The organism is Arthrobacter sp. P2b (genome assembly GCF_900168295.1).
Lineage (GTDB): Bacteria > Actinomycetota > Actinomycetes > Actinomycetales > Micrococcaceae > Arthrobacter.
Genome location: NZ_FVZL01000001.1, coordinates 299,015 through 324,844, shown reverse-complemented (window position 1 = coordinate 324,844; position 25,830 = coordinate 299,015). Strand labels below are relative to the sequence as shown.

At 67.9% G+C, this 25,830-nt stretch carries 30 protein-coding genes and 1 riboswitch; of the genes, 14 read left to right on the top strand and 16 right to left on the bottom strand.

From position 1 onward, the window contains the following. The first annotated feature begins 97 nt into the window (after positions 1-97). Complete coding sequence (locus B5520_RS01470; RefSeq protein ID WP_079595284.1) at positions 98-1,177, top strand: LacI family DNA-binding transcriptional regulator; 1,080 nt, start codon at positions 98-100, stop codon at positions 1,175-1,177. 122 nt (positions 1,178-1,299) lie between these two features. Next, complete coding sequence (locus tag B5520_RS01465) at positions 1,300-2,151, top strand: DMP19 family protein (RefSeq protein WP_079595283.1); 852 nt, start codon at positions 1,300-1,302, stop codon at positions 2,149-2,151. Between the two features lie 105 nt (positions 2,152-2,256). Here B5520_RS01465 and B5520_RS01460 read toward each other — a convergent pair whose 3' ends face one another. Continuing rightward, on the bottom strand, positions 2,257-2,880 hold the full coding sequence (locus tag B5520_RS01460) for a DUF5655 domain-containing protein (protein WP_079595282.1): 624 nt from the start codon (positions 2,878-2,880) through the stop codon (positions 2,257-2,259). Between the two features lie 159 nt (positions 2,881-3,039). Between B5520_RS01460 and B5520_RS01455 the strand changes: the two genes are divergently transcribed. From B5520_RS01455 to B5520_RS01445, 3 genes are all read left to right on the top strand, one after another. After that, a complete protein-coding gene (locus B5520_RS01455) occupies positions 3,040-3,711 on the top strand; it encodes a protein tyrosine phosphatase (protein ID WP_079595281.1) in 672 nt (223 codons plus the stop codon). A gap of 182 nt (positions 3,712-3,893) precedes the next feature. Then, complete coding sequence (locus tag B5520_RS01450; RefSeq protein WP_079595280.1) at positions 3,894-4,472, top strand: RNA polymerase sigma factor; 579 nt, start codon at positions 3,894-3,896, stop codon at positions 4,470-4,472. Next, a complete protein-coding gene (locus tag B5520_RS01445; protein ID WP_079595279.1) occupies positions 4,465-5,223 on the top strand; it encodes a hypothetical protein in 759 nt (252 codons plus the stop codon). Before B5520_RS01450 ends, B5520_RS01445 begins: the two co-directional genes overlap by 8 nt. Before the next feature lie 102 nt (positions 5,224-5,325). On the opposite strand, the gene B5520_RS01440 is transcribed toward B5520_RS01445, so the two are convergent. Continuing rightward, complete coding sequence (locus B5520_RS01440) at positions 5,326-5,886, bottom strand: COG4315 family predicted lipoprotein (protein ID WP_079595278.1); 561 nt, start codon at positions 5,884-5,886, stop codon at positions 5,326-5,328. A gap of 160 nt (positions 5,887-6,046) precedes the next feature. Between B5520_RS01440 and B5520_RS01435 the strand changes: the two genes are divergently transcribed. Together B5520_RS01435 and B5520_RS01430 are read left to right on the top strand one after the other, a co-directional pair. Beyond that, the gene (locus B5520_RS01435; RefSeq protein ID WP_079595277.1) at positions 6,047-6,544 is read left to right on the top strand and encodes a sigma-70 family RNA polymerase sigma factor; all 498 of its coding nucleotides are present in this window, start codon (positions 6,047-6,049) and stop codon (positions 6,542-6,544) included. Next, positions 6,541-7,200: a zf-HC2 domain-containing protein gene (locus B5520_RS01430; RefSeq protein WP_079595276.1), complete on the top strand. Its 660-nt coding sequence runs from the start codon at positions 6,541-6,543 to the stop codon at positions 7,198-7,200. The genes B5520_RS01435 and B5520_RS01430 overlap by 4 nt, the downstream gene beginning before the upstream one ends. Before the next feature lie 34 nt (positions 7,201-7,234). Here the strand turns inward: B5520_RS01430 and B5520_RS01425 are convergent, their stop codons facing one another. Together B5520_RS01425 and B5520_RS01420 are read right to left on the bottom strand one after the other, a co-directional pair. Continuing rightward, positions 7,235-7,732 (bottom strand): SRPBCC family protein, encoded by a 498-nt coding sequence (locus B5520_RS01425; protein ID WP_079595275.1) that lies wholly within the window; start codon positions 7,730-7,732, stop codon positions 7,235-7,237. A 76-nt stretch (positions 7,733-7,808) separates the two neighbouring features. Next, positions 7,809-8,678 (bottom strand): DUF1206 domain-containing protein, encoded by an 870-nt coding sequence (locus B5520_RS01420; protein ID WP_254865437.1) that lies wholly within the window; start codon positions 8,676-8,678, stop codon positions 7,809-7,811. A 193-nt stretch (positions 8,679-8,871) separates the two neighbouring features. Here B5520_RS01420 and B5520_RS01415 point away from each other — a divergent pair, with 193 nt between their 5' ends. Together B5520_RS01415 and B5520_RS01410 are read left to right on the top strand one after the other, a co-directional pair. Continuing rightward, on the top strand, positions 8,872-10,449 hold the full coding sequence (locus B5520_RS01415) for a hypothetical protein (RefSeq protein ID WP_079595273.1): 1,578 nt from the start codon (positions 8,872-8,874) through the stop codon (positions 10,447-10,449). A gap of 2 nt (positions 10,450-10,451) precedes the next feature. Continuing rightward, positions 10,452-10,898: a hypothetical protein gene (locus tag B5520_RS01410; RefSeq protein ID WP_079595272.1), complete on the top strand. Its 447-nt coding sequence runs from the start codon at positions 10,452-10,454 to the stop codon at positions 10,896-10,898. 7 nt (positions 10,899-10,905) lie between these two features. On the opposite strand, the gene trmB is transcribed toward B5520_RS01410, so the two are convergent. Beyond that, positions 10,906-11,829 carry a tRNA (guanosine(46)-N7)-methyltransferase TrmB gene (gene trmB, locus B5520_RS01405; RefSeq protein WP_079595271.1) on the bottom strand — a complete coding sequence of 308 codons (924 nt, stop codon included), beginning with the start codon at positions 11,827-11,829 and terminating at the stop codon, positions 10,906-10,908. A 78-nt stretch (positions 11,830-11,907) separates the two neighbouring features. Beyond that, positions 11,908-12,324 carry a hypothetical protein gene (locus B5520_RS01400; RefSeq protein WP_139386196.1) on the bottom strand — a complete coding sequence of 139 codons (417 nt, stop codon included), beginning with the start codon at positions 12,322-12,324 and terminating at the stop codon, positions 11,908-11,910. A 140-nt stretch (positions 12,325-12,464) separates the two neighbouring features. On the opposite strand from B5520_RS01400, the gene B5520_RS01395 reads away from it, so the two are divergent. Further along, positions 12,465-13,790, top strand: a complete 1,326-nt coding sequence (locus B5520_RS01395) for an MFS transporter (RefSeq protein WP_176156720.1) — start codon at positions 12,465-12,467, stop codon at positions 13,788-13,790. A 7-nt stretch (positions 13,791-13,797) separates the two neighbouring features. Next, complete coding sequence (locus B5520_RS01390) at positions 13,798-15,183, top strand: MFS transporter (protein WP_079595269.1); 1,386 nt, start codon at positions 13,798-13,800, stop codon at positions 15,181-15,183. Positions 15,184-15,189: 6 nt separating this feature from the next. On the opposite strand, the gene B5520_RS01385 is transcribed toward B5520_RS01390, so the two are convergent. Next, on the bottom strand, positions 15,190-15,942 hold the full coding sequence (locus B5520_RS01385; protein ID WP_079595268.1) for a class I SAM-dependent methyltransferase: 753 nt from the start codon (positions 15,940-15,942) through the stop codon (positions 15,190-15,192). Positions 15,943-16,329: 387 nt separating this feature from the next. Between B5520_RS01385 and B5520_RS01380 the strand changes: the two genes are divergently transcribed. Continuing rightward, positions 16,330-18,219 (top strand): DEAD/DEAH box helicase, encoded by a 1,890-nt coding sequence (locus tag B5520_RS01380; RefSeq protein ID WP_079595267.1) that lies wholly within the window; start codon positions 16,330-16,332, stop codon positions 18,217-18,219. Positions 18,220-18,277: 58 nt separating this feature from the next. On the opposite strand, the gene B5520_RS01375 is transcribed toward B5520_RS01380, so the two are convergent. The 7 genes from B5520_RS01375 to B5520_RS01345 form a co-directional block, all read right to left on the bottom strand. After that, on the bottom strand, positions 18,278-18,928 hold the full coding sequence (locus tag B5520_RS01375) for an MBL fold metallo-hydrolase (RefSeq protein ID WP_079595266.1): 651 nt from the start codon (positions 18,926-18,928) through the stop codon (positions 18,278-18,280). Positions 18,929-18,937: 9 nt separating this feature from the next. Then, positions 18,938-19,921 carry an aldo/keto reductase gene (locus tag B5520_RS01370; protein ID WP_079595265.1) on the bottom strand — a complete coding sequence of 328 codons (984 nt, stop codon included), beginning with the start codon at positions 19,919-19,921 and terminating at the stop codon, positions 18,938-18,940. A gap of 19 nt (positions 19,922-19,940) precedes the next feature. Continuing rightward, a complete protein-coding gene (locus B5520_RS01365) occupies positions 19,941-20,567 on the bottom strand; it encodes a nucleoside/nucleotide kinase family protein (RefSeq protein WP_079595264.1) in 627 nt (208 codons plus the stop codon). Between the two features lie 125 nt (positions 20,568-20,692). Beyond that, complete coding sequence (locus B5520_RS01360) at positions 20,693-21,076, bottom strand: DMT family transporter (RefSeq protein ID WP_079595263.1); 384 nt, start codon at positions 21,074-21,076, stop codon at positions 20,693-20,695. Beyond that, the gene (locus B5520_RS01355) at positions 21,076-21,399 is read right to left on the bottom strand and encodes a DMT family transporter (RefSeq protein WP_079595262.1); all 324 of its coding nucleotides are present in this window, start codon (positions 21,397-21,399) and stop codon (positions 21,076-21,078) included. The genes B5520_RS01360 and B5520_RS01355 overlap by 1 nt, the downstream gene beginning before the upstream one ends. 9 nt (positions 21,400-21,408) lie before the next feature. Further along, a riboswitch (guanidine-III (ykkC-III) riboswitch) is annotated at positions 21,409-21,474 on the bottom strand. A gap of 144 nt (positions 21,475-21,618) precedes the next feature. Continuing rightward, a complete protein-coding gene (locus B5520_RS01350; RefSeq protein ID WP_079595261.1) occupies positions 21,619-22,149 on the bottom strand; it encodes a ferritin in 531 nt (176 codons plus the stop codon). Between the two features lie 87 nt (positions 22,150-22,236). Continuing rightward, positions 22,237-22,827 carry a HutD/Ves family protein gene (locus B5520_RS01345; RefSeq protein WP_079595260.1) on the bottom strand — a complete coding sequence of 197 codons (591 nt, stop codon included), beginning with the start codon at positions 22,825-22,827 and terminating at the stop codon, positions 22,237-22,239. A gap of 101 nt (positions 22,828-22,928) precedes the next feature. Between B5520_RS01345 and B5520_RS01340 the strand changes: the two genes are divergently transcribed. Then, entirely contained in the window at positions 22,929-23,540 is a 612-nt protein-coding gene (locus B5520_RS01340) for a phosphoribosylanthranilate isomerase (RefSeq protein WP_079595259.1), read from the top strand. Positions 23,541-23,638: 98 nt separating this feature from the next. Continuing rightward, positions 23,639-24,040: a YccF domain-containing protein gene (locus B5520_RS01335; RefSeq protein ID WP_079595258.1), complete on the top strand. Its 402-nt coding sequence runs from the start codon at positions 23,639-23,641 to the stop codon at positions 24,038-24,040. Between the two features lie 54 nt (positions 24,041-24,094). Here B5520_RS01335 and B5520_RS01330 read toward each other — a convergent pair whose 3' ends face one another. Then, the gene (locus B5520_RS01330; protein ID WP_079595257.1) at positions 24,095-24,925 is read right to left on the bottom strand and encodes a 2-phosphosulfolactate phosphatase; all 831 of its coding nucleotides are present in this window, start codon (positions 24,923-24,925) and stop codon (positions 24,095-24,097) included. Continuing rightward, positions 24,922-25,791 carry a DUF4031 domain-containing protein gene (locus B5520_RS01325; protein WP_079595256.1) on the bottom strand — a complete coding sequence of 290 codons (870 nt, stop codon included), beginning with the start codon at positions 25,789-25,791 and terminating at the stop codon, positions 24,922-24,924. The genes B5520_RS01330 and B5520_RS01325 overlap by 4 nt, the downstream gene beginning before the upstream one ends. Positions 25,792-25,830: the final 39 nt, after the last annotated feature.

The following is a 25,830-nucleotide window of genomic DNA, read 5'->3' as shown; positions in this document are numbered from 1 at the left end:
GTCTCAGTCTCTACGATTGAGACCGGACTCACACCGATTGATAGAAATGTAACCCAAGCCACAAAAGGGCGTCAAGCGTCCTACGGGAAAGGCCGAAATGAGTACTGACGCTTCACGACGACGCGATGTAACAGTCGCCGACGTCGCCAAGGCCGCACAGGTATCCAAGGCCCAGGCAGCACGTGCGCTGGGCAACTATGGCGCAGTGAGTGACGATGTGAGGGAGCGCGTACTGGCAGCAGCGGAAGAGCTGAACTACCGCCCAAATGAACTCGCGCGCAGCATGAACACGGGGAAGTCAAACACTATCGGCGTGGTGGTGGGCGACATCGAGAACCCGCACTTTGGCCTCGCGACCAGGGGCATTACTGACACCGCGAAGAAGAGCGGGTTCAACGTCATACTGGTCAATACCGATGAGGACACAGCAGCCGAAGTCGACGCAGTGAAGGTGCTGCTGGACAAGCGCGTTGACGGCCTGATCATCGCGCCGGCTTCATCGGTTGATACCCAGCACCTGGCAAGCGTTCACACGTCCGGAAGGCCCTTGGTGCTCCTCGATCGTAAGGCCCAGGGGGTGGAGGTGGACACGGTGGCGGTGGAGATGGAGGGGATCTCCTATGAATCCACCACTTACCTGATCGGGGAAGGGCACCGCCGGATTGCCTTCATTTCCACCATTCGGACGGATGAGCCTTACTTCGCCGGCCTGCCGCTGGACTCCTCGCAGATATCGGACCGCCGGGACGGTATGAAGCGTGCGTTCGACGAGGCGGGGCTTCCCCAACCCGAGGACCTGGTCCGGCTCAACGCCGGCGGTCCGGAGTCCATCAGGAAAATCACCCGTGAACTGCTGCAGCAGCCTGATCCCGCCACGGCGATCATTGCCTCGGACGGACTCATCGGCCTCAGCGTCGTCGAGGCGATCCAGGACCTGGGGCTCTCGATCCCGGACGACGTCTCATTCCTGATGTACGACGACTTTGCCTGGACCCGGCTCACCACACCGCCTCTGACCGTGATTGCGCAGCCCGTCTACGAGATGGGCGTCGCCGCCGCTGAAGCCCTCATCCGCCAGATCCAGGGCAGGAAGGCGCCCGCTGCAAAACCTGAATTTTCCGCAACCCTGGTCAAGAGGGGGTCTGTGGGAGTTCCCGGCAGCAGGGCGAACGGTTAACCCTTGTGCAGTTGCTGAAAACTTCGCTAGACGTTCACTTCCTCCTCAATGGGCCGGTAATCCCTCAGCCGTAGCGTGAAAAGTGTCCTGAGCACCACCAGCGAACAGCAGTAAGGATTGCCATGATCACCAGCCAGCAGCCCGTCGTCCTGACCAGCAGCAGCATCGAAGCCAGCGATGAGGAGGCAGTTGAGGCCAATGTGAGCGTGGTGGACGCCATGCACACCGCTCTTCTGCACACCGAGGAGATGTCGCCGGTGGCGGTCCGCAGCTACTACGTGGATTTCTACCTCACGCAGTCACTCGAGGGCGGCTTCGCGCAGTACTCCTTCATGGCCGTGGACCGGTCCGAAACGGACACCCTGATCCGCGAGGGTATGGCCGGCATGGGAGCAACCGCCCACCTGGACCTGTTCAACCGCGCTGTTGCGGCCTACGACGCCCTGACCGAGGAGGAGGCCGAGCACTACCTCGACGGCGGACTGGACCAGGGTGAAGAGACCCCCGACGCCGTCCTGCGGATGGAAGAGCTCGACGGCGAGTTCGAGGAGCTGCTGGAGCGGGAGAACATCACCGCACTGAATGCCGCCTGGCTGCGCGGACAGGCCGATCTCCTGGTGCTCGACGACGAAGAGGTGGGCGCGTACATCCAGCGGCTGGCTGCCTTGATCCCGGATCTGCCCGAACGCCAGGCCCAGGCAGAGGCCGAAGCGCTGGAGGACTCCCCGGACTTCGAAATCATCATCCGCGAGCTCTGCAGCGTTGCCGGGTACCAGCTCCTCAAGATCACCATGGGGGACCCTAACTACCTGCACGACGGCGAGAAGACCCTGGCCTGGCACTTCTCCACGGACCACGGCGACTTCCTGATGGTGGAGGAAGACGACGAAGCCTTCATGATCAACCCCGAAACCCTCGAAATCGTCGCAGCCGTGGAGTTTGAAGAGGCCGACGCGGACCTCGTGCAGGCCTAGAAACAGGTCGCACGTCCTTCCGGTCCGCCAATTCGCGGGACAGCCACCGGGGCCGCCGTGAATATCCGGCGACTCCGGCGCCTGTCCCGCGAATCAGCAATTTCCCTAGCTGTTCTGCTCCAGGGCCGCGGCCAGGATTTCCAGCAGCTCGTCGTCCACCTGCTCGGGGGACACCAGCCGCACCCGGAGCGTAAAGGGATCGTCCGCCCGTGTCCTGACCTGTTCCAGCCGGCCCCCGGCGGGAGCATCAAGGCGCAGGGTCACGTCCACCGCCGAGTTGGTGGACCGGGTCACCTGGGCGAACTTTCGGCGCGGGCTGTGCAGGGACACGTAGCCCTTCCGCATCTGGATCTGGACGCCGTCGGCGGCTGACGCCCAGGCAAGGATGGAATCGGCGATGGGCCGCAGCTGCGGGTGGTTGGCGTATTGGCCGTCGATCAGTTCGTCGGCGTCGCGCAGCATGAACTCCGGGTAACCGAACATCTCCCAGGACACCGCGTACTGGGCATAGCCCGTCACGCCAAAACCGTCCCGCATCCAGTCGCGGAGTTCCCGGTCGCTGCGGATGCCTGCCGCCCGGGCCTGCTCCACCCAATGGGCCGTATCCTGGCCGGTCTTCCGCAGGAGCAACGCCTTGTTGTTGTCCACCATGGATTGCCAGGTGCCGGCCTCTTTCCGGGGCGCACCGGTTTGTGTGTCGGACTGCTGCGGCTGGTTGCTGTTGGACATGCATCGATCGTAAGGGCGACGGTCCGGTGGTCCTGATACGGACGGGCAATAAAAAGATTTCCAGCGTCCGTAACCTTTCCGCTGCCCCCGGCGATGTAGGAGGTGATGGGTCCGCACGCCGGGCCCAACCCGATATGTTGTCCAGGTTTGGAGTACTTGATGTCTTTGTTCACCGTTCTCGCCACCAGTAAAGTCGCCGCCGGAGTCCTGGCAGCAGGCACCCTGGCCGTCGGCGGAACCGGCGCAGCCGCCGTTACCGGTGTCCTCCCCGCTGACGCGCAGCAGGCCGCGCACGAACTGTTCGGCGCTCCCGCCCCGCAGCTTGCAGCCGAGGCAGCCTCTGACGCCCAGGCCGGTGCGGAGTCCACCACGGATGCGGCAGCCGACGCCGATGCAACGGCAACTGCTGATGCAGCTGCCGACGCCACGGTCAGCGATGAGGAAGCCGCCGCCCAGGCTTCGGCTTCCGTTGCCGCCGGTACTGCCGTTGACGCAGCAGGCGCCGCAGCCTTCGGTCTCTGCACCGCTTTCACCAACGGCAGCCTCAACGCGTCTGCCCAGGGCTTCTCCTCGCTGGTTATTGCTGCCGAAGGCGAAGCTAACGTTGGGGACTTCTGCGCCGATGTTGTTGCGGACGCGGATGCCGCCGCCGAAGCCGGAGCGGCTGCCACAGGCTCCGCCGCCGTTGAGGTTGAACGTCCCGAGCTTCCGGCCGTTCCTGCCGTCCCCGCCGTCCCGGGTGTCGACGGCGAGCCCGCCGTTCCTGCCGTGCCTGCTGTTCCGGTTGAGGGCGCCGACGTCGTGGAAGCCCCCGCGGTTTCAGTCCGCTAGGCACCGTTGGCTAGGGTGGACCGCAGCTGTTTTGTGGCTGCGGCCACTCCGGACTGCAGGAACCATCCCCCCGTTCCTGCAGTCCCGCCTGCCGGCAGCGTGGTGCTGCCGCAGGCGGAAGAAGCAGCGGGGACAGGCAATCCGCACCGCACAACCGGGACAGGCGCACTCCGCGTTCCGGGATGGAGGAGCCGCTGGTGCTAGACACTTTGGCCCATGAAGAGATCGACATATTCGACAGTGCAGCCGGAACAGATCCCGCTGTGCTGTTCGGCGCTGCCTATCGGTCCTTCGCCGGCCCCGTCCAGGGCTACCTCAAGGCCCGCGGTGTTGACGACCCGGAAGCGGTAACGCAGGACGTGTTCCTGGCGTTCTATCCGAAGATCCAAGGGCTCACCGGCGGCCTGCAGGGCGCCAAATCCTTGATCTTCTCCATTGCCCACGCCCGCATGGTGGACCACTACCGCCGGCTGGAGCGCAGGCCGCAACTGACGCCCTACGATCCCCAGCATGACGGCCGCACAACGCCGTCGGCGGAGGACCAGGCCGTGGAACTGGACGGCGGGGCCGCCGCGATGCTGGACGGCCTCAGCGGCGAACACCAGGAAGTACTGGCGCTCCGCGTGGTGGCGGACCTGTCCATCGAACAGGTGGCGGGCATCATGGGCAAAAGCACCGGGGCCATCAAACAGCTCCAGCGCAGGGCCCTTCAGAACCTCAAAGCACAGACGCTCTCAAGAAACCAGGCGAATCATGAGTGACACCGCAGGATCCCGCAGCGACGGATTCGTTGACCAGCTGCTGCTGGAGGCAGGGCTGGACGACGACGGACAGCTCCATCCAGCGCTCCTGCAACTCCGCGCCCTGGGTGCTGTGACGCCGGAACCCTCCGCGGAGGTAGCGGCCCTGATGCAGCGTGCCGAGGAGGTGGCGGCTTCAACCAGTGCCACCGCACTTGCCGCGGCCGCGCCAGTTGAGACCGCAGCAGTATCCGCCGCCGCACCCCCCGATGAGCTGGCCGCGCGGCGCCGGGCCAAGCGGCGCGTCACCCTGACAGCACTGTCCGTGGCCGTCTCGCTGTCCGCCGGCGGAGCCGTCGCCGCGGCTTCCGACCAGGGGTTCCGGGACTCCTTCAGCCGGTTCAACCATGCCGTCGCCTCGTTTGTGACGGGATCCACCGGGGTTCCGGTGGGGAACCAGGCTGATGACCCCGCAGTCCCGGTTCCGGCCACGCCGGCAACCCCCGCCGCCGAAGAGACTGTCCCGGCCGCACCAGGTCCCGCCGCGCAACCGGCGGAGGTGACGCCGTCGAACGCTCCCGCCCCGCCGGAAACGGCAGCCGGGCAGGACGCCGCCCCGGGGAAGCCGGCCGGCCTTCCTGCTGCGGAGGACCTGGCCACCGCCGTTCCGGATGATCTCACCAACGGTGTAGGCCAGCCGCCGCAGGTGCCCGTCCCCGGCGCGTCAGAACTTCCGCTGCCCGGGACTCTCCCCGCAGTTCCGCTGCGCTAGCTGCGGTAGGGCGCCTGCGGCCCGTTTTCCCGGCCGCCGCCCGCCATTCAAGCCCTGCCGCGAAGAGCATGGAGGCGGGCCGGTCCGGCCGGCAAATCCAACTCAGTAGGCTGATGCACCGCCCATCTTGATCATGGCGCCGGACGGATCCGCCAGGTACCAGACGTCATTGACGCCCTGGCCCAGGATGTCGCCCGGCTTTGTGTCCTTCGCGAAGTAGTACAGCGGCAGTCCCTCCAGGGTTACCTGCTGCTTGCCATCCGGGGTGGTGATGGTGCCCAAGGCTCCCGTGACGCCCTCGGCGGACGGAGTTTCCGAGGAAGCAAAAACAGGGGGCCACGCAACCAGGCAGGCGTCAGTGCAGGCACTGGTTCCGGAGTCCTTCACATCCTTCGTGAAGAAGTACACGCTCATTCCCTTTCCATCCACCACGATGGTGCCGGCGCTTGTGGAGGCTGTCTTGAGGTCGACGCCGGCGCTGGCCGTGGTGGACGTTGCCGAGGGCGGGGACACCGACGCGGCGGGGGCCGTTGCGGACGTGGCAGGCGCGCCGGTGGTGACAGCGGGGCTGGTGGCCGGCGCGGTTCCGGTGCCGCCGGCGCAGGCCGTCAGTACCGCGGCAAAGGCCAGGATGGCGAGGCCTGCACCCGGGTGGTGTTTCATGGGTTGCTCCTTGGCTGGGCCCGGCGTCTGATACCGGACGCTAACCCCTACGACGCATCCGGGTGAAGAATGGTTCAAGCAGGATGAACTTTTTATCGGCCCGCGGCGTCTTTAGGACATCAGCAGGAATGTGGGACAGAACCACATCAGGAGGGACGGCATGCCGCTGGATGAGGACGTGGTGGCGTCCATCTACCGCGAACACGGCCCCGCCCTGCGCCGGTTCGTCCTCAGTGCCTCCCGGGACCCCCAACTGGCTGAGGACGTGGTGCAGGAGACCGTGCTCCGCGTCTGGCAGCACGCGCCGGAGATCAACGGCAGCCTCCGCAGCTACCTGTACCGGACGGCCAGGAACATCATGATCGACAACTACCGGCGTGCCCAGCGGCGCCCGGAAACACTGGAAAGCGGCCTCACGGATCACGGCGGGGCGATGGAAAAGGTGGATGAGCTGTTGATCCGGGTCTTGATCGAGGAGGCCCTGCTCCGGCTGAGCAAGGAGCACCGCGACGTCCTGGTGGCCCTGCATTACCGCCGTTTTACGGTCAATGAAGCCGCCGTCCAGCTCAACATCCCCAGCGGAACCGTGAAGTCCCGCGCCTATTACGCGGTCCGTGCCCTGCGCACCATCCTGGATGAAATGGGGGTGGAACGGTGAACGGTTTTGATCCCCACCAGTTGCTGGGTGCCTACCTCCTGGGCGGCCTGGACGACGACGACCAGGCGGCTTTTGCGTCCCACCTCAAGGACTGCGCCGCCTGCCGTGAGGAACTGGCCGGGCTTGAGAAGCTTCCCATGCTGCTGGATGCCCTTCCCGTGCCGGATGCCGTGGCGCTGACTGCCGTTGCGGCCGTAGCGGCCGGTCCTGTTGCCCCCGTTCCGGTTCCGCTCCTCAGCAAGCTGGCGCGCCGCCGTCGGACATCACGACGGCGGTGGGCGGCACTCGTGGGCGCCGTGGCCGCCGCCTGCCTCGCCTTGGGGCTCGCTGCTGGACCCTTGCTGGCGCGGCCCGAGCAACCCGACGCCACCTATTCCGTCCAGTCCGGGGGCGGGCTCCAGTTCAGCATCGACCTGGCCCGCAAGACCTGGGGGACCGAGCTGGCCGTGAACGGAAGCAGCCTCCCGCAGGACGGGACGTTGTCCCTGTGGGTCCGTGACCGCGCCGGCGGCGAGGACCGCGCGTGCGCCTGGTCGGCCACCCCCAGCGGCAGGGTCAAGGTCACGGGGGCCACGCCCATCCAGCTGGGGAGCATTTCCAGTGTTGAGCTGCGGGACGGCACGCAGCATGCCGTTGCCGTGATCACGGTGCCCTGAAGCCCAGAAGCACTGACGCCTGGCGCCTCGCGGGCTAGGGGAGCTCCGGCGAAGGCCCGCGGAGGGCACGGAACTCAGCTACCAGCGCCTCATCCTCGCAGGCGCGGGCGAACGCCTCGATCCGCCTCTCGATCTCGTGCCCCAGGAGCCAGGTGCCGATCCTCTCCATCAGCGGCCGCAACAGCGCCGGCCGGCAGGAAAAGGTGTACTTCCAGACCGCCTGCGTGCCGCCGTCGCCGGCCGTGAAGCGCCAGCCGCCGCCGAAGTTCCCGAAGAACCAGGGGCCGGACACCATGGTCATGCCCACGTTCCGCGGCGGGACGTAGGAGACGTACTCGCTGACCATCGTCAGCCCCAGGCGGGAGCGTGTCCTGGTGCGGACGCCCTTGCCGGCCGAGCTGGCTCCGGCCAGGAATGCCTGGGCCGAGATGAACGGGTCCCATCTGAGCCGGAAGGTGCCGGTGGTCTGGGAGAAGGCGAAGACCGTTTCCGGGTCGAGGCGGATGAAGCGTTCGGCGCGTACCTGGGGCATGGTCCCACCCTAGCCACCCCGGCGCTCAACCACTCGACGCGGCCATCGCGACGGCGGTTCCCTGGCCGTTTCCGGGTTACTGGGTCATTTTGGCCAGCCGGGCCCGCACGATCATGAACACCCCGTAGCAGATGAGCCCGGCGCCCACGGCTGCCAGCAGGTAGACGCCAAGGGGCTGGTCGCGCAGTGCACGGAGCCCGCCGTCCAGGCCGGTTGAATCCTCCGGGTGGGCCTGCAGGGTGGCGATAACGATGAGCAGGCCGGTCAGCAGCAGGACCACGCCCTTGGCCACATAGCCTGTCACGCCCAGCACCGTTACCGCAGTCCTTGCCTTTGGGGACGCGGGCATGACCAGATGCTTCTCGAAGGATTTCCTGAGCCCACGGATGCCGTACACCACCCCGGTCACAGCGATGCCGGCACCCAGCAGGACCAGCAGGGCTACGCCGCCGGGGGCTTTGATAAGGGAGACGGTCAGGTCACTGACAGCTCTTTGGTTGTCGCCGCCCGAACCGGTTCCCCTCGCGAAGGACAACAACGTCAGGGCGAGTCCGGCGAACACCAAAGCCTGGGCCCCGGCCTTGGCCTTTTTCCCGGCTTTTTCCTTGGTCGGCAGCCGGTTGTAGTCGAAGATGGCATCGCTGGCCTGCCACAGCGCAAGGGCAGCGCACGCCGCGAAACTCGCCCACAACAGGAAGGGACCGGCCGGCTGCGTGGCGAGCTCCGCCACGGCACCGCTGAAGTCCGCGTTGCCCGTGCCGCCCATGGCCAGCCGGATGGCAATTGCACCCACCAGCAGATGCAGTATCCCGCTTGCCGCAAACCCTGCCCTTGCCAGCAGTTCCAGAGTCCGCGAATTGGTGACGTTCTCTGCCGCGTCCACGGCCTGCTTCAGTTCTCTTTTGATGGCTGTTCCTTTGTGCGTGCGCAGTGCGCGGTGGTCCACTGGTGTGCGTGCCCCACACAAAGGCAATCGTGCCACGCGGACACGGTCTGGAACAGTACACGGCCTGGCGGTGTGGATCCGCGCCTCACTCCGGACATGCATGGGGAGGGATCCCCATCGCCCGGTCCCGGCGGCTGTGCCACCATAAGCAGCAGCGGAAGACACGCACCGAGGACTTCTCCGGGGGAACACCATGACCTTTTACGGCGCTGACGTCAGCCAGTTGCGCGCACTGGCCAAGGCGGCTGACCAGGCCGCGTCGCTGCTGAGCGCCCGGGCCGCCTCGCTGCACGGCCAGATCCAGTCCGCACCGTGGAAGGGAACGGACGGCGACCGGTTCCGCCAGGAATGGGCCGGCAGCCACCGCCCCGGGCTGGACAAGGTGGTGTCCAGCCTGCGGGAGAACGCGAAACTCCTGCTGAAGCACGCGGAGGAGCAGGAGAAGGCGTCGTCATCCGGCGGAACCGGCGGCACGGGCCCGTGGGACCCCCTCCAGTCGCTCGCCGGCCAGGCCCGGGACTGGCTGCAGGAACAGGCTGCAGCGGCGGCCGCGGCCGCGGAACACCGCAGGGAACTGGAAGCCGGCCTGGAGCGCATGCTGGATGCAACCCCCGCGGAGCAGGACACGTGGTGGGACAGCCTGTCCGCAGCGGACCGCAAGTACCTGATCGAGGGCGAGGGGGACGACGGCCCCTTCGCCGAAGACCTCATGCGCATGGACGGCGGCATCCCCGAATCTGCGCAGGAGCTGGCCAAGGACCACCTGCAGGAGCTGGCCAAGGCGGATATTCCCGTCTACTCCGAGGCCGGCCGGGCCTCTATCGAGGCGCGGGTGGCGTGGGTCCACGGGGGCGCCGAGGTAGGCACCGAAGTGGTGCAAAACGCGGACGGTTCCGCCACCATGAAGGTGTACGGGAACATGGGGCTGGGAGTGAACGACACCAGTGGCGCCGCCGGCGTCACCCTTAGCGGGGAAGTGTCCCGGGAGTACACCTTTGGCAGCGTGGAGGAAGCCATGGCCGCCCGCGGACAGATGTACCGCGACCTGCCGCCGGACAGCGTGGGCGAGATCAAGGACGTGGCGGGCAACCCGCCGGGCTACATCCTGGAAACCATCAACAATGCGGCCGGTGACAACGGGTCCACCGGGCTGACGGACAAAGCGAAGGGGACCCTGTCGCTGGAGGCCGAAGCGGAAACCGGGGCCGCGGCCGGATCCGCGAAGCTGGACCTGGCCTACGAGCGGAACCTCACGGACGGCACCTCCACCGCCAGCGGAGAGGTTTCAGCGCAGGGAACGCTCAACCTGGACGGGCGGATCTTCGAGGCCTCCGGCAAGGGCGGCCTGCAGGTCACCATGGACAAGGACAACACCATCAATTCAGTGTCGGTGTCCATGGACGGTACCGTGGCGCATGGGGTCACGGCGGGCACCGATGTTAAAGCTGCCAAGGTGGAGTCCTCGGTGACCGCCGGCACGCAGGGCACGGTCAGGATCGACGTGGAGTACTCGCCGGAGAACCGCCCCGTGATCGACAGCTACCTGCGCAACATAGCACTGGGTGATGAGGCAGGGGCGGCCCGGGATACCGCCCGGCTCTATGAGGCCGGGTCCGCCACGGTGCAGGTCAACAGCGTGGTCAGTGCGTCCACCGAAGCCGGCCTTGACGTGAAGCTGGGCGAGGTGGAGGTCAAGACGGAGAGCCAGGCCACCACCAACGTGTCCACCTACTACAAAGTCCCCAACGACACGAAGCTTGAAAGGCTGTGACCATGTCCGTGCACATCGAATCCCCGCTGGGGTTCACGGCAGACTTTCCCGAGCACACGCAGGTCCTCGGCGACTCCACGGCCGGGCCCAACAGCGGGCAATACGGACTCCCGGGCGATGTCCTGGTCACCGTTATCAAGGACGACACCTCGGTGCAGGACGCACCGCAGGCCAACGGCTGGGCGCACCTGATGTCCGGCTTCTACCGTGAGGAGCGGGGTGGAACCCTCCTGGCGGAGGGCGAACTGAACCTCCCCGGCAAAGCCGCGTACGCCGTGGTGGTGGGTTATGACGACGCCGGGGGCGCGGGGAAGGTGGCAGCCACCGTGGGTGTGTGGGAGCGCTCGCGTTTTATTGGCGTCGTGGTGATCTGGCCCTACGTGGACCCCGGCGTGGAGCCGCGGCTCGGCATGCTCGGGGAGATTGTGGCCGCCATCAGCGTGGGCTGACCTCCTGCTACCGCCGGCGGTAGCAGAGATCGAAGATCAGGCGCCCGGCCTCGTGGGCTTTCGCCTCGAAGCTGGTACGGATCCTGCCTTCGAACCGCGGAGCCCAGCCGCCCGTCTCGTCCACGCCCTCGTTGGGCCCGGTGTGCAAGGTGCTGACGGGGGCGCGGCCCTCACGGACCGGAGCGCCGCCCACCACGGACTCGACGCCGGACTGCCACACCTGCGTCAGCGGGCTTTCGGGTCCGCGGCGCTGGCCGTTGTGCAGGTTCTCGAAGTCCTCGGAACCGGCCAGGACATCACGGACGTGGACAGCATAGTTGGACCAGTCGGTGGCGATCCGCCACAGCCCGCCCGGCTTCAGGGCACGGGCGGCCAGTGCCGCGAACTCGGGCTGGATGAGGCGCCGCTTGTGGTGCCGTGACTTGTGCCAGGGGTCGGGGAAGAAGACCCACAACTCGTCAACGGATCCTTCGGGCAGCATGGTGGCCAGCACTTCGGGGGCGTTGGCCTCAACCACGCGGACGTTGCGCAGCCCCCGGCTGTTGATCTTGATGATGGTGTTCGCCAGCCCGGGGGTGTAGACCTCCACGGCCAGGAAATCGGTGTCCGGGTTCTGCTCCGCCGCGTGGCAGATGGCATCGCCCAGCCCCGAGCCGATCTCCACGATCAGGGGAGCCTTCCGGCCAAATTCCGCCTCGGCGTCGAACGTGTAATCCGGGTGGACGGAGGTGTTGGCGACGTGGCGGGGAACATCCACAGCCCACCGCTCTGCATGCTCTTCCCACGCAGCCTGCCGGCGGCCCTGCAGCCGGGTGCCGCGGCGGACAAAGCTGACCGGCCGGCCGCCATAGGTGCCGAAGGATGCCTGCGTGCCGGGGGTTACGGGCCGGGGGACATGCGGCTGCTGGGGGTTTTCGGGGGATTCACTCATCCCTTCAAGGATACCGGGGCGGGACCCGCCGGCGGGTCCGGTTCGTGGCAGGCGGGACTGGCCACGGCACGGCCGGCCTCAGCGCATCATGTACACGAACCGCAGGGTCATGAGGAGCCCCACAATGAAAATAACGCCGTTGATGCACAACGCTGCCAGCGCCAGACCGGACCCTTGACCGCGGAGTCCGGACTTCCGAAGAGCGGAGACGCCCAGCGATGCAGAGGCGATGCCGAAGATCAGGGGCAGGCTCCAGAACACCAGGGGAGCCAGCCAGGGATTTTTGGACGGGCCGTTGTACGGGAAGGTCAACAGCATGGCAAAACTGGCGAAGGGGGCCGTGAGGAGGAGGCTCGCGGGTGCCACGATCGCAAGGACGAGGCTTGCAACCGCTTTGCCGGTGTGGCCGCCGCCTGGTGGTGCCGGAACCACGGCCTGGGACTGCGGCGCTGTGGCTTCCGTCGCGGAATTGTTCTGCCCAGACTGAGGTGGCATGTCCATGGTTCTCCCTGATTGTGAATGACTGGCCCGGCAGCGTGCCCTTCAAACCTAGGGACGCTGCCCGTCTGCCAAAAGCGCGCGGGCCGCGTATGTGGACAACTCCTGTGGCAGTCGGCTCCTGCAACAATGGGCGGGTGACGGAAGCGACGAACGCCGAGGCAAGGAAGCAACGGCCGGGAAGCCCTGCCGGGGAGGCAGCACCGCAGGCCGGGGTTGATCCCGGCGCCCTGGTTGACGCGGAGATTGATGAAACGCCCGCACCCGGGCCAACCCGGGTGGGAAGCCGGCGGCAGCTCGCCTACCTCGGCCTGTGCCTGGTCCTGGTCGGGCTCAACCTGCGGACCGTGTTCTCCAGCTTCTCCGCCGTGCTGCCGGAGGCCAGCTCGCAGGCGGCGTTGCCCGGATGGGCGGTGGTGGTCCTGACAACTGTTCCCGTCACGCTGCTGGGCGTGTTCGCGCCGCTCGCCCCGGTCCTGGCGCGCCGGTTCGGTGCCGAGCGTGTCCTGCTCGGTGCCATGGCGGTCCTGACGGCGGGGCTGCTGCTGCGCCCGGTGGACACGGGGCTGCCCGCCGCCGGCCACCTGCCCGCGCTCCTTGCCGGGACGGCGGCGTGCGGAGCTGCGATCGCCCTGTGCAATGTCCTGTTGCCGGGGTTGGTGAAGCGGGACTTCCCGCACCGGCTGGGGCTGATGGGCGGGCTGTACACGACGGCGATCTGCGCGTCCGCCGCGCTTGGTGCCGGCTTCACGTACCCGGTCTACGTGGCGACGGGGGAGTGGACGCTGGCGCTGTGGTTCTGGGCGGTGCCGGCCGCCGTCGTCCTTCTGCTGTTCCTGCCGGTGGCCGTCCGCCAGCCCCGGATCAGGCACCAGGCTGCCAGGGACGGGGTGAACGTGTGGCGCTCCGCGGTGGCCTGGCAGGTGACCCTCTTTATGGTGCTGCAGGCGATGATGTCCTTCAGTGTTTTCGCGTGGCTGGCGCCGATCCTGCGCGAGCGGGGCGTGGACGGGGCGACGGCGGGCCTGATCGTCTCCGTCAGCATCGTGCTGCAGATGCTCGGTTCACTGTTCGCCCCGGCGCTTGCAGCCTGGCTCCGCGACCAGCGGGCCATCAACACCGTGGTTGCCCTGATGACAGGTGCCGGCTTCGCGCTGAGCATCTTCGGGCCCCTGGAGCTGGTGTGGGTGTGGGCCGGGCTGCTGGGCCTGGGGCAGGGAAGCCTCACGGCCGTTGCCCTGACCATGATCATGCTCCGCACCCGCGACGGCCACACCGCCGCGCACCTGTCCGGGATGATGCAGGGCGTCGGGTACGGGCTCGGTTCAACCGGAACCCTGCTGGTGGGCCAGCTGCACCAGGCCACCGGTTCCTTCACCGCCGCCGGATTCCTGTTCCTGGTGGTCGGCCTGCTCGCGGCCGTCTTCGGCTACCGCGCCGGCCGCGACCGGTACATCGGCTAAGGCCCACATGCCCGACTCCACGGTTCCAACCACCCATCCCGCCCCGCGCATCCTGCAGCGGCCGTACCTGTGGGTGACCATCGGCACGTGCGCCCTGGTGTTCCTCGCCGCGTTCGAGTCCCTCGCGGTGACCACCATCATGCCCCTCGTCAGCAGGGAGCTGAACGGCGCCGGCCTCTACGCCCTGGCCTTCGCCGGTCCGCTGGCCACCGGCGTGATCGGCATGGTGGCGGCCGGCAACTGGTCCGACCGCCGCGGGCCAAGGGCACCCCTGTACGCCTCCGTGGGGCTGTTCGTGGTGGGGCTGCTGATCGCCGGAACCTCCGCGTCCATGCCGATGCTCGTCGCCGGCCGGCTGGTCCAGGGGCTGGGCGGCGGAGCCCTCACCGTGGCGCTGTACGTCCTGGTTGCCCGCATCTACCCCGGCGTGCTGCACCCCAAAATCTTTGCGGCGTTCTCCGCGGCGTGGGTGATCCCGTCGCTGGTGGGTCCCTTCGCGGCCGGGATCGTGGCACAGGTGTTCAGCTGGCACTGGGTGTTCCTGGGCGTGGTGGGGCTGGTCATTCCGGCGCTGCTGATGATCGCGCCGGTGCTTCGCGGGATGGACCAGCGGCCCATGGACGCCGCAACCGTCCCGTGGGCTGCCGGCCGGCTCGCGTGGGCCGCCCTTGCCGCAATCGCGGTGCTGGCGCTGAACCTGTCTGCCGGCGTCCGCGTCCCCGGGGTTCCCGCGGCCACCGCTCTCCTGGCCATCGCCGCCGTCGTCCTGGCGCTGCTGGCCGTCCGGCCCCTGGTGCCACGCGGCACCCTGACCGCCCGGCGCGGCCTGCCCAGCGTGATCCTGGCACGCGGACTCGCCTCGGCCGGGTTCTTCGGCGCCGAGGTCTACCTTCCCTACCTGCTGATCGAGCAATACGCCTTTTCCCCCACCTTCGCCGGCCTCACCCTCACGGGCGGAGCGCTGGCGTGGGCGGGCGCGTCGGCAGTCCAGGGCCGCCTCGGGACCCGGCTGTCCCATCGCCGCGCGGTCCTGACCGGGGCGCTGATGGTCCTGGGCGCGGTACTGCTGGCCCTGGCCACCACGTCTCTCCACTGGCCGGCCGCCGTCGCGATTGCCGGCTGGATCTTCGCCGGCGGGGGCATGGGCCTGCTGTATCCGCGGCTCAGCGTGATGACCCTTGCGCTGTCCACCAAGGACAACGAAGGCTTCAACAGCTCCGCGATGTCCATCTCGGACTCGCTGGGCGGTGCGCTGGCGCTCGCCACCACGGGCATCGTGTTCGCGGCATTTACGACGACGACGGGATCCTTCGCGGGCGTCTTCGCCCTTGCCGCCGTGCTCGCCACAGCCGCGGCCTTCGTGGCGCCGCGCGTCATCGCGAAGGCCTCTTGAAAGGCGTCAGCCCAACCGGGTGGCCCGCAGGACGACGTCGGCGATGGTGGCGTGCTCGCCGTCCGGACCCGTCACCGGGCGCTCGCGGCTGGTGAGGACCTCAACCTGCCACCCGGGGCCGTCCAGCCCCAGTTCCTGGACAACCTCGTCGCCCGTATAGAACATGGCCCGGTGGGTGTGCCCGGCTCCGCCTCCCCACGGCGGCAGCCGGTCCGGGTGATGCCCCACCACCAGCAGGGTGCCGCCGGGTTTGACCGCCGCCGCGGCCGTCCGGAGCGGACCCTGCCAGGCGAGCTCCTGGGAGTGCAGGAACTGCGAGGTCACCAGGTCAAAGGGCCCACCGGGCTGCCACTGCTCCAGGTCGGCCTGCTGCCAGGTGATGCGGCTGGCAATCGCGCCCTCGCCTGCGTGCACGCTCTCCCTGGCCAGGGCGGCTTTCTCGTGCGACTGGGCCCGCTCCAGCGCCACAGCGGAAACGTCGACGGCGGTCACGGTCCAGCCCTGCTGTGCCAGCCAGATGGCGTCGGCGCCTTCGCCGCAGCCAAGGTCCAGGGCCTTCCCCGGCCGGAGGCCACCTGCCTCGCGAACCAGCTGCGGGTTGGGCTTTCCGCTCCAGATCTGCGGTTTTGCGCGGTACCGCTCGTTCCAGATGGAGGCGGCGTCATTGCCGCGGATGCCGGTGCCGATGCCGGTGCCGCTATCACCTGTGGAGGTGCCGTCGTCGTGTATGTCCTGGTGGTGCGCCACGTGTTCGTTCATGCCTCAACACTGCCCTGCACCGACTTCTAAGGCAACGCCCCCAACCAAGTAGCAGCAACTGTCGTTCCGGGGCCTCAATACGACACTTGGTGCTACTCAGTTGGGCAGCGGAAGCGACCCGAAAACGGGTCTGCTCCGCCGGGATGCTAGAATGGTGGAACTTGATGTGCAGTGATGCCCATGTACCCCTTCATTTAGGGGACAGGGCTTTTTTCATGTGAGAGGCACATCCTGCGTCGATGAACGCGTTCCATTTGGTCCCGGCCGCCGTTTTGCATAAGCGGCAGCAGGCTGGTTGATCACCTGAATTTTCTTCGGCGAACCCCTGGGCCAACCGGCATCGGGGGCCGATATCCGCACGGATACCGCCTGAAAGACCTTTGACTTTTGACTACTTTCGCTGCCCTTGGCACACCCAAAGCCCTCGCCGACACCCTCGCCGCGCAGGGAATCGAAACCCCCTTCCCCATCCAGGTGAAGACCCTGCCTGACACGCTGTCCGGACGCGACGTCCTGGGCCGCGGCCGCACGGGTTCCGGCAAGACCATCGCCTTCGCCATCCCGCTGGTGGCCCGCTTGGCCGAGCGCGAGGCTCCGTACTTCCGCAAGCCCGGCCGCCCCATGGGCCTGGTGCTGGCACCCACCCGTGAACTGGCCACCCAGATCAACGCCACCATCGAGCCGCTGGCCAAGGCTGCCGGCCTGAACACCACCGTGATCTACGGCGGCATCTCGCAGGCACGCCAGGAAAAGGCACTGCGCGCCGGCGTCGACATTGTCATTGCCTGCCCAGGCCGCCTGGAGGACCTGATCCGCCAGCGCATCCTCACACTCGAGGCCGTGGAGATCACCGTCCTGGACGAGGCCGACCACATGGCGGACCTCGGCTTCCTGCCCGTGGTGAAGAAGCTCATGGACATGACCCCCAGCCAGGGTCAGCGCCTGCTCTTCTCCGCCACCCTGGACAACGGCGTGGACAAGATCGTCCAGCGCTACCTGTCCAACCCGCTGACCCATTCCGTGGACGATCCGCAGGCCGCGGTGACCACCATGGAGCACCACGTGCTGGTGGTCAACGACCAGACCGTTAAGAAGCAGCTGATCGTGGAGCTCGCCTCCGGCGCCGGCCGCCGCGTCCTCTTCATGCGGACCAAGCACCACGCCCGCAAGCTGGCCAAGACCCTGACCGACGCCGGGATCCCCGCTGTAGACCTGCACGGCAACCTGTCGCAGAACGCCCGTGACCGCAACCTCGCCGAGTTCTCCAACGGCGATGTGCGCGTCCTGGTGGCTACCGACGTCGCAGCCCGCGGTGTCCACGTGGACGACGTCGAACTGGTGATCCACGTGGATCCGCCCACCGAGCACAAGGCATACCTGCACCGCTCCGGCCGTACCGCGCGTGCCGGTTCCGACGGCACCGTGGTCACGCTGACCCTCCCGGAGCAGCAGACCGACGTCAAGAAACTGATGAAGGCTGCCGGCGTGGAGGTCACCTTCGAGCGTGTCACCGCCAACTCCCCGATCGTGGCTGACCTGGTGGGCGAAATCGCCGACAAGGTTGACCCCCGCACCCGCGCCGCACTGCTGGCTGCCAAGGCCCAGAAGCAGGGCGGCGGAACCTCCACAGGCGCCAACGCCGAGCGCAAGCGCGCCCGCCGCCAGGCTGCTCCCACAACCGGTGGTCGCGGCGGCCGTGGTGGCCGCGGCAAGGTTTCGGCCGAACCGGTCCGCACCGACGTTCCCCGCGCCGAGCGCCGGGCAGCAGCCTTCGAAGGCCGCACCGAAGCCCGCGCAGCGTTCGATCGCAATGCCGAGCAGAACGAGGACCGCGCGATTGCCGCTGCGGCTGCCCGCCGCAACGCCCGTGGCCGCGGCACCGCCTCCACGCACCGCAACGACGTTCCCGCGGCAGGTGGCCGGGCATCGGCCGGCCGCGGTTCAGACGGACGTGCAGAATCCCGCGTAACCCGCAGTGACGCTCCCCGCGGCGGAACCGGACGCCCGGCTTCCACCGGCGGCCAGCGCAGCGGACGTCCGGCCACCGGCCAGCGTGCAGCAGCTGCAGGCACAGGTGCACGCACCGGCGGGCGCTCCGCCGGCGCAGGTGCTGCTGCGGCCAGCGGCGGCAACAAGGCTGTCTGGTCCTCCAACACCGGCGGCACCTCCGGCGGATCCTACGCTGCCGGCAACGGCGGTGGCCGCTCCGGTGGAGGCCGCTCCGGCGGTCCGCGCCGTGCATCGGCTCCGGCGTCCAACGAACGCCGCGGCCGCTAGCGTTCCGTTTTCGGTGGTTGAGCCTGTCGGGTTTTGACAGGCTCAACCACCGCGTTCCTCACCAGCCCCGGGCGCGCCACTCCTCAAGGTGTGGCCGCTCGGCACCGAGGGTGGTGGGCTTGCCGTGGCCGGGATGCACGACGGCGGTATCAGGATAGGTGCCGAACAGCCGCTCCGTGACGTCGCTGAGCAGCTGGTTGAACCGCTCCGGGTCCTTCTGCGTATTGCCCACGCCGCCCGGAAACAGCGAATCACCGGAAAAGATGTGCGCCGGGCCCTCCGGGTCCTGGTACACAAACGCGATCGAGCCCGGCGTGTGCCCCCTCAGGTGGACAGCCGTGAGCTCAAAGCCGTCCACGGCCACCCGGTCCCCGTGCCCAAGCCGCCGGTCCACCGGAACAGGCAGCGCGTCGGCGTCGTCCGTCCCTGCGGCGGTGGGCGCACCCGTCGCCGCAGCCAGCTCCTTCAGCGCCCGGACATGGTCCCAGTGCTGGTGGGTGGTGGCGATCAGCGCGAGCCGGGGCGGAGCCGCCGTGTCCGCGGAGGCGTCCGCCAGCAGTTGCTGGATGGCGGGAAGGTCGTCCGCTGCGTCGATGAGCACCTGTTCCCCGCTCGCCTTCGCGGTCAGCAGGTACACGTTGTTGTCCATCTCGCTGACGGAGATCCGGCGGATGGTCAGGGCCGGCAGGTCGTACTGAAGTGAGTCCATGGGACGAGTCTATTCACGGCCCTCCGACACCCACTGCGGATCCGCGGAACGGGAGCCGACGACGGCGTCCGAGGCCGCGTCCAGGGCGTCCAGTTGCGCCGGGGTGAGGTCCAGGGCCAGCGCGCCCAGGTTTTCATCGATCCGGTTCCGTTTACGCGTACCGGGGATGGGAACGACCGGCAAACCCAGCCGCTTGCCCTGCGCCAACAGCCAGGCCAGGGCCGTCTGGGCGGGCGTCGCACCAAGGTCGCCGGCCACTGACCGGACGGCCGACACAACTGCCTGGTTGGCGCTGGCGGCGTCCGGGGAAAACCTTGGAATCCGGCGCCGGAAGTCATTGTCTCCAAGGCTGGCGGCGTCAACGGTGCCGGTGAGGAATCCCCGGCCCAGCGGCGAATACGGCACAAACCCCACCCCCAGGGCGGCTGCGGCAGGAACAACGTTGCGTTCCACGTCGCGGCTCCAGATGGACCATTCACTCTGGACCGCTGCAATGGGGTGGACAGCGAAGGCATCCTCCAACTCCCGGGCGGTCACTTCGGACAGGCCCAGGTGCCGGACCTTGCCCTGCTGCACAAGCTCCGCCATGGCCTCCACGGTTTCCACAATCGGAACGCGGAGGTCACGGCGGTGCATGTAGTAGAGGTCAATGACGTCGGTGCCCAGCCGCTGCAGGCTCCGGTCCACCGCCTGCCGGATATACGCGGCGTCGTTCCGGATGTCGGTGTAGCCGCCGGCCGGGTTCCCGACGAGCGCAAACTTCGTGGCCAGCTGCACCTCGTCCCGGCGCTCCCTGAGCAGCCGGCCGATCAGTTCCTCATTGCTGCCTCCGCCATAGACGTCCGCGGTGTCGATAAAGCTGACACCGGAGTCCACGGCGTGGTGCAGTGTTTTGAGTGCGTCGGCCGGGTCCACCTCGCCGTACACGGGAGTGAGGGCCATGCCGCCGAACCCGAGCGGGCTGACGTCGAGGCCGTTGCCGAGTGCCACCATGCGTTCTCCTCTTCGCTTGTCAGTACCAGGGAATGATGCGGTCCGCGCCGGGCTTGGTGGCCTGGATCAGCCGGGCATTCGCCTCGTCCGGGCCGTTTGCCCAGGCTTCGGCTGCCGCCTGGTCCATCCCGAACGACACATGCCTCGCCACCAGCCGTTCCAGCCGCAGCTCCCGCGGCGTGTCCACAAACCAGACCTCGTCCAGCTGGGCCCGGACCTCTTTCCAGGGCTCCTGCTCCGCGAGCAGGTAGTTTCCCTCGGTGATGACCAGCGGCACTTCGGCCGGGACGGCGATGGAAGCGGCCACGGGTTCGTCAAGGGTGCGCCGGAATTCCGGGGCGTAGACCACTGCCTCGTCCCGGCGGACGAGGCGGCGGAGCAGCGAAAGGTACCCGCCGGCGTCGAACGTGTCGATGGCGCCCTTGCGCCGGCGAAGGGGCGTGCCCTCGATGATGGCGTTTCCCAGGTGGAAGCCGTCCATCGGGACCACTATGGCCGTGCCGGGGGCGAATTGCTGCTGGATCCATGCCGCGAGGGTGGATTTTCCGGAGCCGGGCGCCCCTGTGATGCCCAGGATGGTCCGCGTACCGGGAACCAGCCGGCGCCGGAGGGCGTCCATGGCCTGGGAGATCTCGGGGGAGTCCATGGCAAAAGCCTAAACGGTGCGCCGAATCTCCCCACCTTTGAATCCGGGAGCGCCAAGGACGACGGCGATTCGCCGGGACACGCCGTCGGCGCGCCTCAAAGGTGGGGAGAGTCAGCGCGGGAGACTCAGCGGTGGGAGGTCTCACGGGCAGGCTGATCGGGAGCCGGGTGCCCCTTCTCCCCGGGAAGTGCCTTCAACCCGGCCGCGCAGCCCACGATCCCGGCGATGAACAGCACCTTCAGCACGCTGAAGGGCTCCACGCCGGTGGCCATGGCCCAGCCCACCGTCAAGGCAGCCCCGACGCCCACCCAAATGGCGTAGGCAGTGCCCAGCGGGATGCGGCGGATGGCCATGCCAAGGCCCAGCATGCTCAGCGCGGCGGTGACGATGAATACCAGGGTGGGCACCGGTTTGCTGAAGCCGTCGGAGAGGCCCAGGGCCGTGGCCCACACTGCTTCGAGGACGGCGGAGGCCAGGAGGACCAGCCAGGGGAGGGAACGCCGCAGCATTACGCCACCACCTTCAGGCCCACCACGCACGCGGCGATGCCGGAGAGCAGGAGCAGGCGCGCCGCCGTCGGACGTTCCACCTTGGTGATGATCGCGTAGGCGGAGGTCAGGACCACGCCAACACCTACCCAGACGGCGTAGGCGGTGCCGGTGGGAATGGATTGCATGGCGATGGCCAGGCCGGCGGTGCTTGCGGTCACGGACACCAGGAACAGGGCGGCTGCGGCGACGCGGCGGCGGCCGGTGGTTTCGAATGCGCGGTGCAGGGCTGCGGCCCAGACGGCTTCAAGGGCGCCGGAGGCCAGAAGGATTAACCAGGACATTACAGATCCTTTGGCCAGTCTTGTCGCGTTCCGGGTACTGGACCGTCGTCCGGAGGCTCCGGATGGGAGCCTTGGTTTCCAGCGTAGCAACGCCCGACGGCGGGTGGCCACGTTGGTGGCCAACTTCACCGCCGGGGGTGAACCCAAGTAAGTAGCGCTAACTGTCGCTTTGGGCCGTCAAAACGACAGTTAGCGCTACTCAGTTGGGGGGGGCGGCGGTTAGAGTGTGCCGCCGGCCGCTACCGGGGCGGCACTGTCGCGGCCGCCGTCGCCGACAGTTTCACGGGCGATGAAGTTCTCAATGTCGAACAGGTTGTCCGCGCGTTCGGCGATGTTCAGCAGCGTGGTCATGGACGCCACCTCCTCCACCTGCTCCTTGAGGAACCAGAGCATGAACTGCTCGCCGAGGGCGTCGTTCTCGCCGCGGGCCGCCCGGAACAGGTCCTCGATATTGCGGGTGACTTCCTTCTCCTGCTGCAGGGCGAGGGCCAGCGGCTCAGTGACGGAGGCGAAGTCGTTGCGGACGGCCGGGACGCCGGGAATGGTGAAGGGGATGTGCCGGTCCAGCATGTACTGCACCATCATCATCGCGTGGTTCCGTTCTTCCACGGACTGGCGGTAGAAGTAGCGGGCCAGCTGCGGAAGGTCCTGGTTGGCGAACCAGGTGGCTACGGCAATGTACTGCTGCGAGGCCGTGAATTCGTTGCCGATCTGGGTGGACAGGAGCGCGTTGAATGTTGAAGTGGTCATAGCCTGAGTCTAGGGACGGCGGCTACCGGTAACCAGTGTGGAAAGGCTCTGCTTCCGAAGGCGAGGCTGGCCTATCCGGGGTACGGGCTAGTCCTCAACGGGGTCGATGGAGACGACGGCCAGGAAGCCGCGGCCAAGGATGTTTGGAGTGTCGGCATCAGAACCGACGACGGCGTCGTACCGGCCCAGGTCCGTTGGGTCACCGTCGCCGGCGCCCACCGTGGCCTGCCCCTGCAGCAGGATCCCCAGCTGCCCTTCGAACACGGGGTGGGCGCGCTTTTTGGACAACTCGATGATGGACGTAAAGCCCTTGAAGGCCCCGGCCCGGGTGATGACGTTAAGGTTCCGGACATCGCCCATGGGCAGTTTGCTGACGGTGGCTGCTCCACCGGCGAACCGGAACGGGCGGTACTTCTCCATGAGGTGTTCGGCCCCGTCCACGGAGAGCAGCAGGAGTTCGCCCTCGACCACCGTGAGGACGCGCTCCATGCCGGGAAACGGGGAAAACTCACCGGCCTTGGTCACATCCGCGATGCTGACCCGCCAGTCCCAGCCACCGTCGCCGGCCCCGCCCTGGACGGGGGATGCAGGCGTGGGCCGGCTCGCGATCTGCCGTGTCACCCCGCCGCCGTTGCGCCACGGTTCGGCTTTGAGGTCAGCGAAGCGGATGATTTCCATCAGCCCAGCCTAGTTCGTCTGGTGCGGGCATCGCGGGGTGGGGCGTTGCCTGCTACTCTCCTCCGGGGGGTCAACACGAAAACAGCCTGAAGGAGCCGGGAATGTTCGTCAAAGTGTGTGGTCTCAGTACACCCGAATCCATCCGTGAGGCGGTGGACGCCGGCGCTGATGCTGTGGGTTTTGTCCTCACCGCCAGCCCCCGGGTTGTCTCGCCGGGCCAGGTGACCTCGCTGCTGGCGGAGGTCCCCGCAGGGGTGTCCCCGATCGCCGTGTTCCGCCACGAGCCGGTGGCCGACGCCGTCGCCATTGCCCGGGCCGCGGGACTGGAGTGGATCCAGCTGCATGGCTCCCGCTCCCGCCAGGACGTGGAAACAGTGCACGACGCCGGCATGAAGCTGATCAGGGCCGTTACGATGGGTGCCGCCCGGTCAGAGATTGAAGACTGGGGCGAGGACCTGCTGCTGATCGACTCCGCGGTTCCCGGTTCGGGTGAAGCGTGGGATTACGCCGCCATGGCCGAGGTGCCCGAACTCCAGGGGCGCCGGTGGCTGCTCGCCGGCGGCCTGGACCCCGCCAACGTGGCGCAGGCGTCCGTGGCGGCCAACGCGTGGGGCGTGGACGTGTCCTCCGGCGTGGAGGCATCCCGCGGGGTCAAGGACCTGGCCAAGATCCGCGCCTTCGTGCAGGCCGCGAAGTCGGACGCCACGGTCTGACGGCCCGCGGGGATGCCCCCGCCAGGACTTCCGTTTTCAGGGTCCGGTCAGGGGATCCCCCTACATCCGGGTGGAACCTGCCGGGGCACAATGGATGGATGAAGACACTGCTCAACATCATCTGGCTGGTTTTCGGCGGGTTCTGGCTGGCGCTCGGCTATTTCGCGGCCGGGGTGATTTGCTGCCTGCTGATCATCACCATCCCGTGGGGCATCGCCTCATTCCGGATCGCCGCCTACACGCTCTGGCCGTTCGGCCGGACCGTGGTGGACAAGCCGGGCGGCTCGGGTGTCTTTTCGCTGCTGGGCAACGTGGTCTGGCTGCTGGTGGCGGGCATCTGGATCGCCATCGGGCACGTGGTGACGGCTTTTGCCATGGCCGTCACCATCATCGGCATCCCGCTGGCCATCGCCAACCTGAAACTGATTCCGGTGTCATTGATGCCGCTGGGCAAGCAGATCGTGCCGACCAGCGCACCGTTCGTGGCCGCATACCGGTAAACAGCTGCGCGTCAGCCGGCCTGTACGTCCCGAGGGCGTAAAGACAACCGCAGGTCAACGGCCTGGCAGGGTGCCGGGGATAGTGCTGAAGGCGCCGTTGACCAGGACAGCCACGGAGTCGCTGTCGTCCAGTTCGGCGGCGATGTCCACGTCGTCCCCGTAGCCCGCGCCCAGCAGCTCCCGCCCGCTGGCGCACCCGTGCAGCATCTCGCGCAGCCGCGGCTCCGCGGCCTCGAACACGGCCGCCGCCGCCACCGCCTCCGGTGAATAGCCATGCCTGCCGTCCTCGGCCTCGTAACCGCCCTTGCCGGCAGCCACCAGCCCGGCGATGAAAGCGCCCGCCCCGATCTGGTCCTCCACGGCGGGACGGAGGGTGCCGTCCGGCCAGCGTTCACCCGCGGCCACCACGGCGATCACCGCATCCTCCGGAAGGTTGGCCGCCACCCAGTCCGCGGTGGCTGCGGCGTTGCGAAGGCACACTGCCGCTACCAGCGGGACCTCGGCTGCCAGTGCGTGGCACAGGGAGGAGCCGTTGGGGGAGGGCAGGACCACCCGCTCCAGCGAACCAGCCGCGCGGAGGCTGGCCGGGGACAGGCTGAGCCCGCCGCCGTGGCGGGGACCTGCCAGCTGGGCGTGATGGTGGGCTGCGAAGTCCTCCGCGGTGGTGTCCTTCCAAGGATAGGGAAACACCGTGGCGCCGCGGTCCAGGGCAACGCTGACGCACGTGCCGAAGGACAGGACGTCCACCACCACCGCAAGGTCCACGCCGGACGTTACGGTCCTGGCGCCGTCGAGCCCCCACTCCAGCCGCACCGTATAGGGGAGTTGCCGGTGCGCCGCACTTGCGGAATACACGTGCAGCGCGTTCGAATGCGGCGCGTTCATGTCAGTTCACCCTTCAGGTTCCGGTGCGCGGCAGCCAGCCACAGCTCCTGCGCCCGCTCGGTATGGAAGAGCGGGTCAAGTTCCAGCAGATGGCGTACGACGGCGGCGCGTCCCGCCGCGAAGTCGGCGTCGCCAATGTGCGCAAAATCCTGCCGGACGGCCGCGAGGTAGCGGGCATAGTCATCCGGTTCCCCGCCGAGGACGGACAGATCGGCGTCGCACAGGAGGGCGCCGTCGCCGTCCCCTGCCCCGGGGCGGTGGTCGCTGGTCAGCAGGACCAGCCTCGCCACCTCAGCCACCTCGGCGTCCGGCAGGCCTGCGGCGCTAAGCCGGTCCTCGGCCAACCGGGCGGACTCCTCCTCATCCTCTCCGGCGATGCCGCGGTAAACGGCGTCGTGGAACCAGGCTGCCAGGAGCACGGTGCGCGGCGGGTCGGCAGGATCGGTCAGCAGGTCCAGGGACTCCAGCACCGAGAGCAGGTGCGTGCAGCCGTGATACCGGCGGTGTGGTTCGCTCCAGCGGTCCAGCAGGTCGAGGAACAGGGCGTCATGGCCGGGCATGATGGCGTCCCAGCGCAGCTGCAGCGGCACCTTGAGTGACTTGTTCCGCTGCCGGGCGGGAATGCGCAGGCCGCTGTCGATCAGCTTGCGGACCAGGATGCGGGCTTCCACCGGAACCGCTCCGGCCGCCACCAGGTCCTCGAAGCGGCGCTCCGGGACGTCGTAGTGGTCTCCATCGAAGGCCCGCTCCGGGATGCCCGCCTCAGCGGCGAAGGCATGAAGCTCCGCCAGCGATGTGTCCGAAACCAGGTGGGAGAAATGCGTTCCGTGCGCAGGCCACAGTGGCGGGTCGATGAAGATGGACATGGAGGAAGTCTAGTGTGCTGCCCCGACGGCGGATCGGGG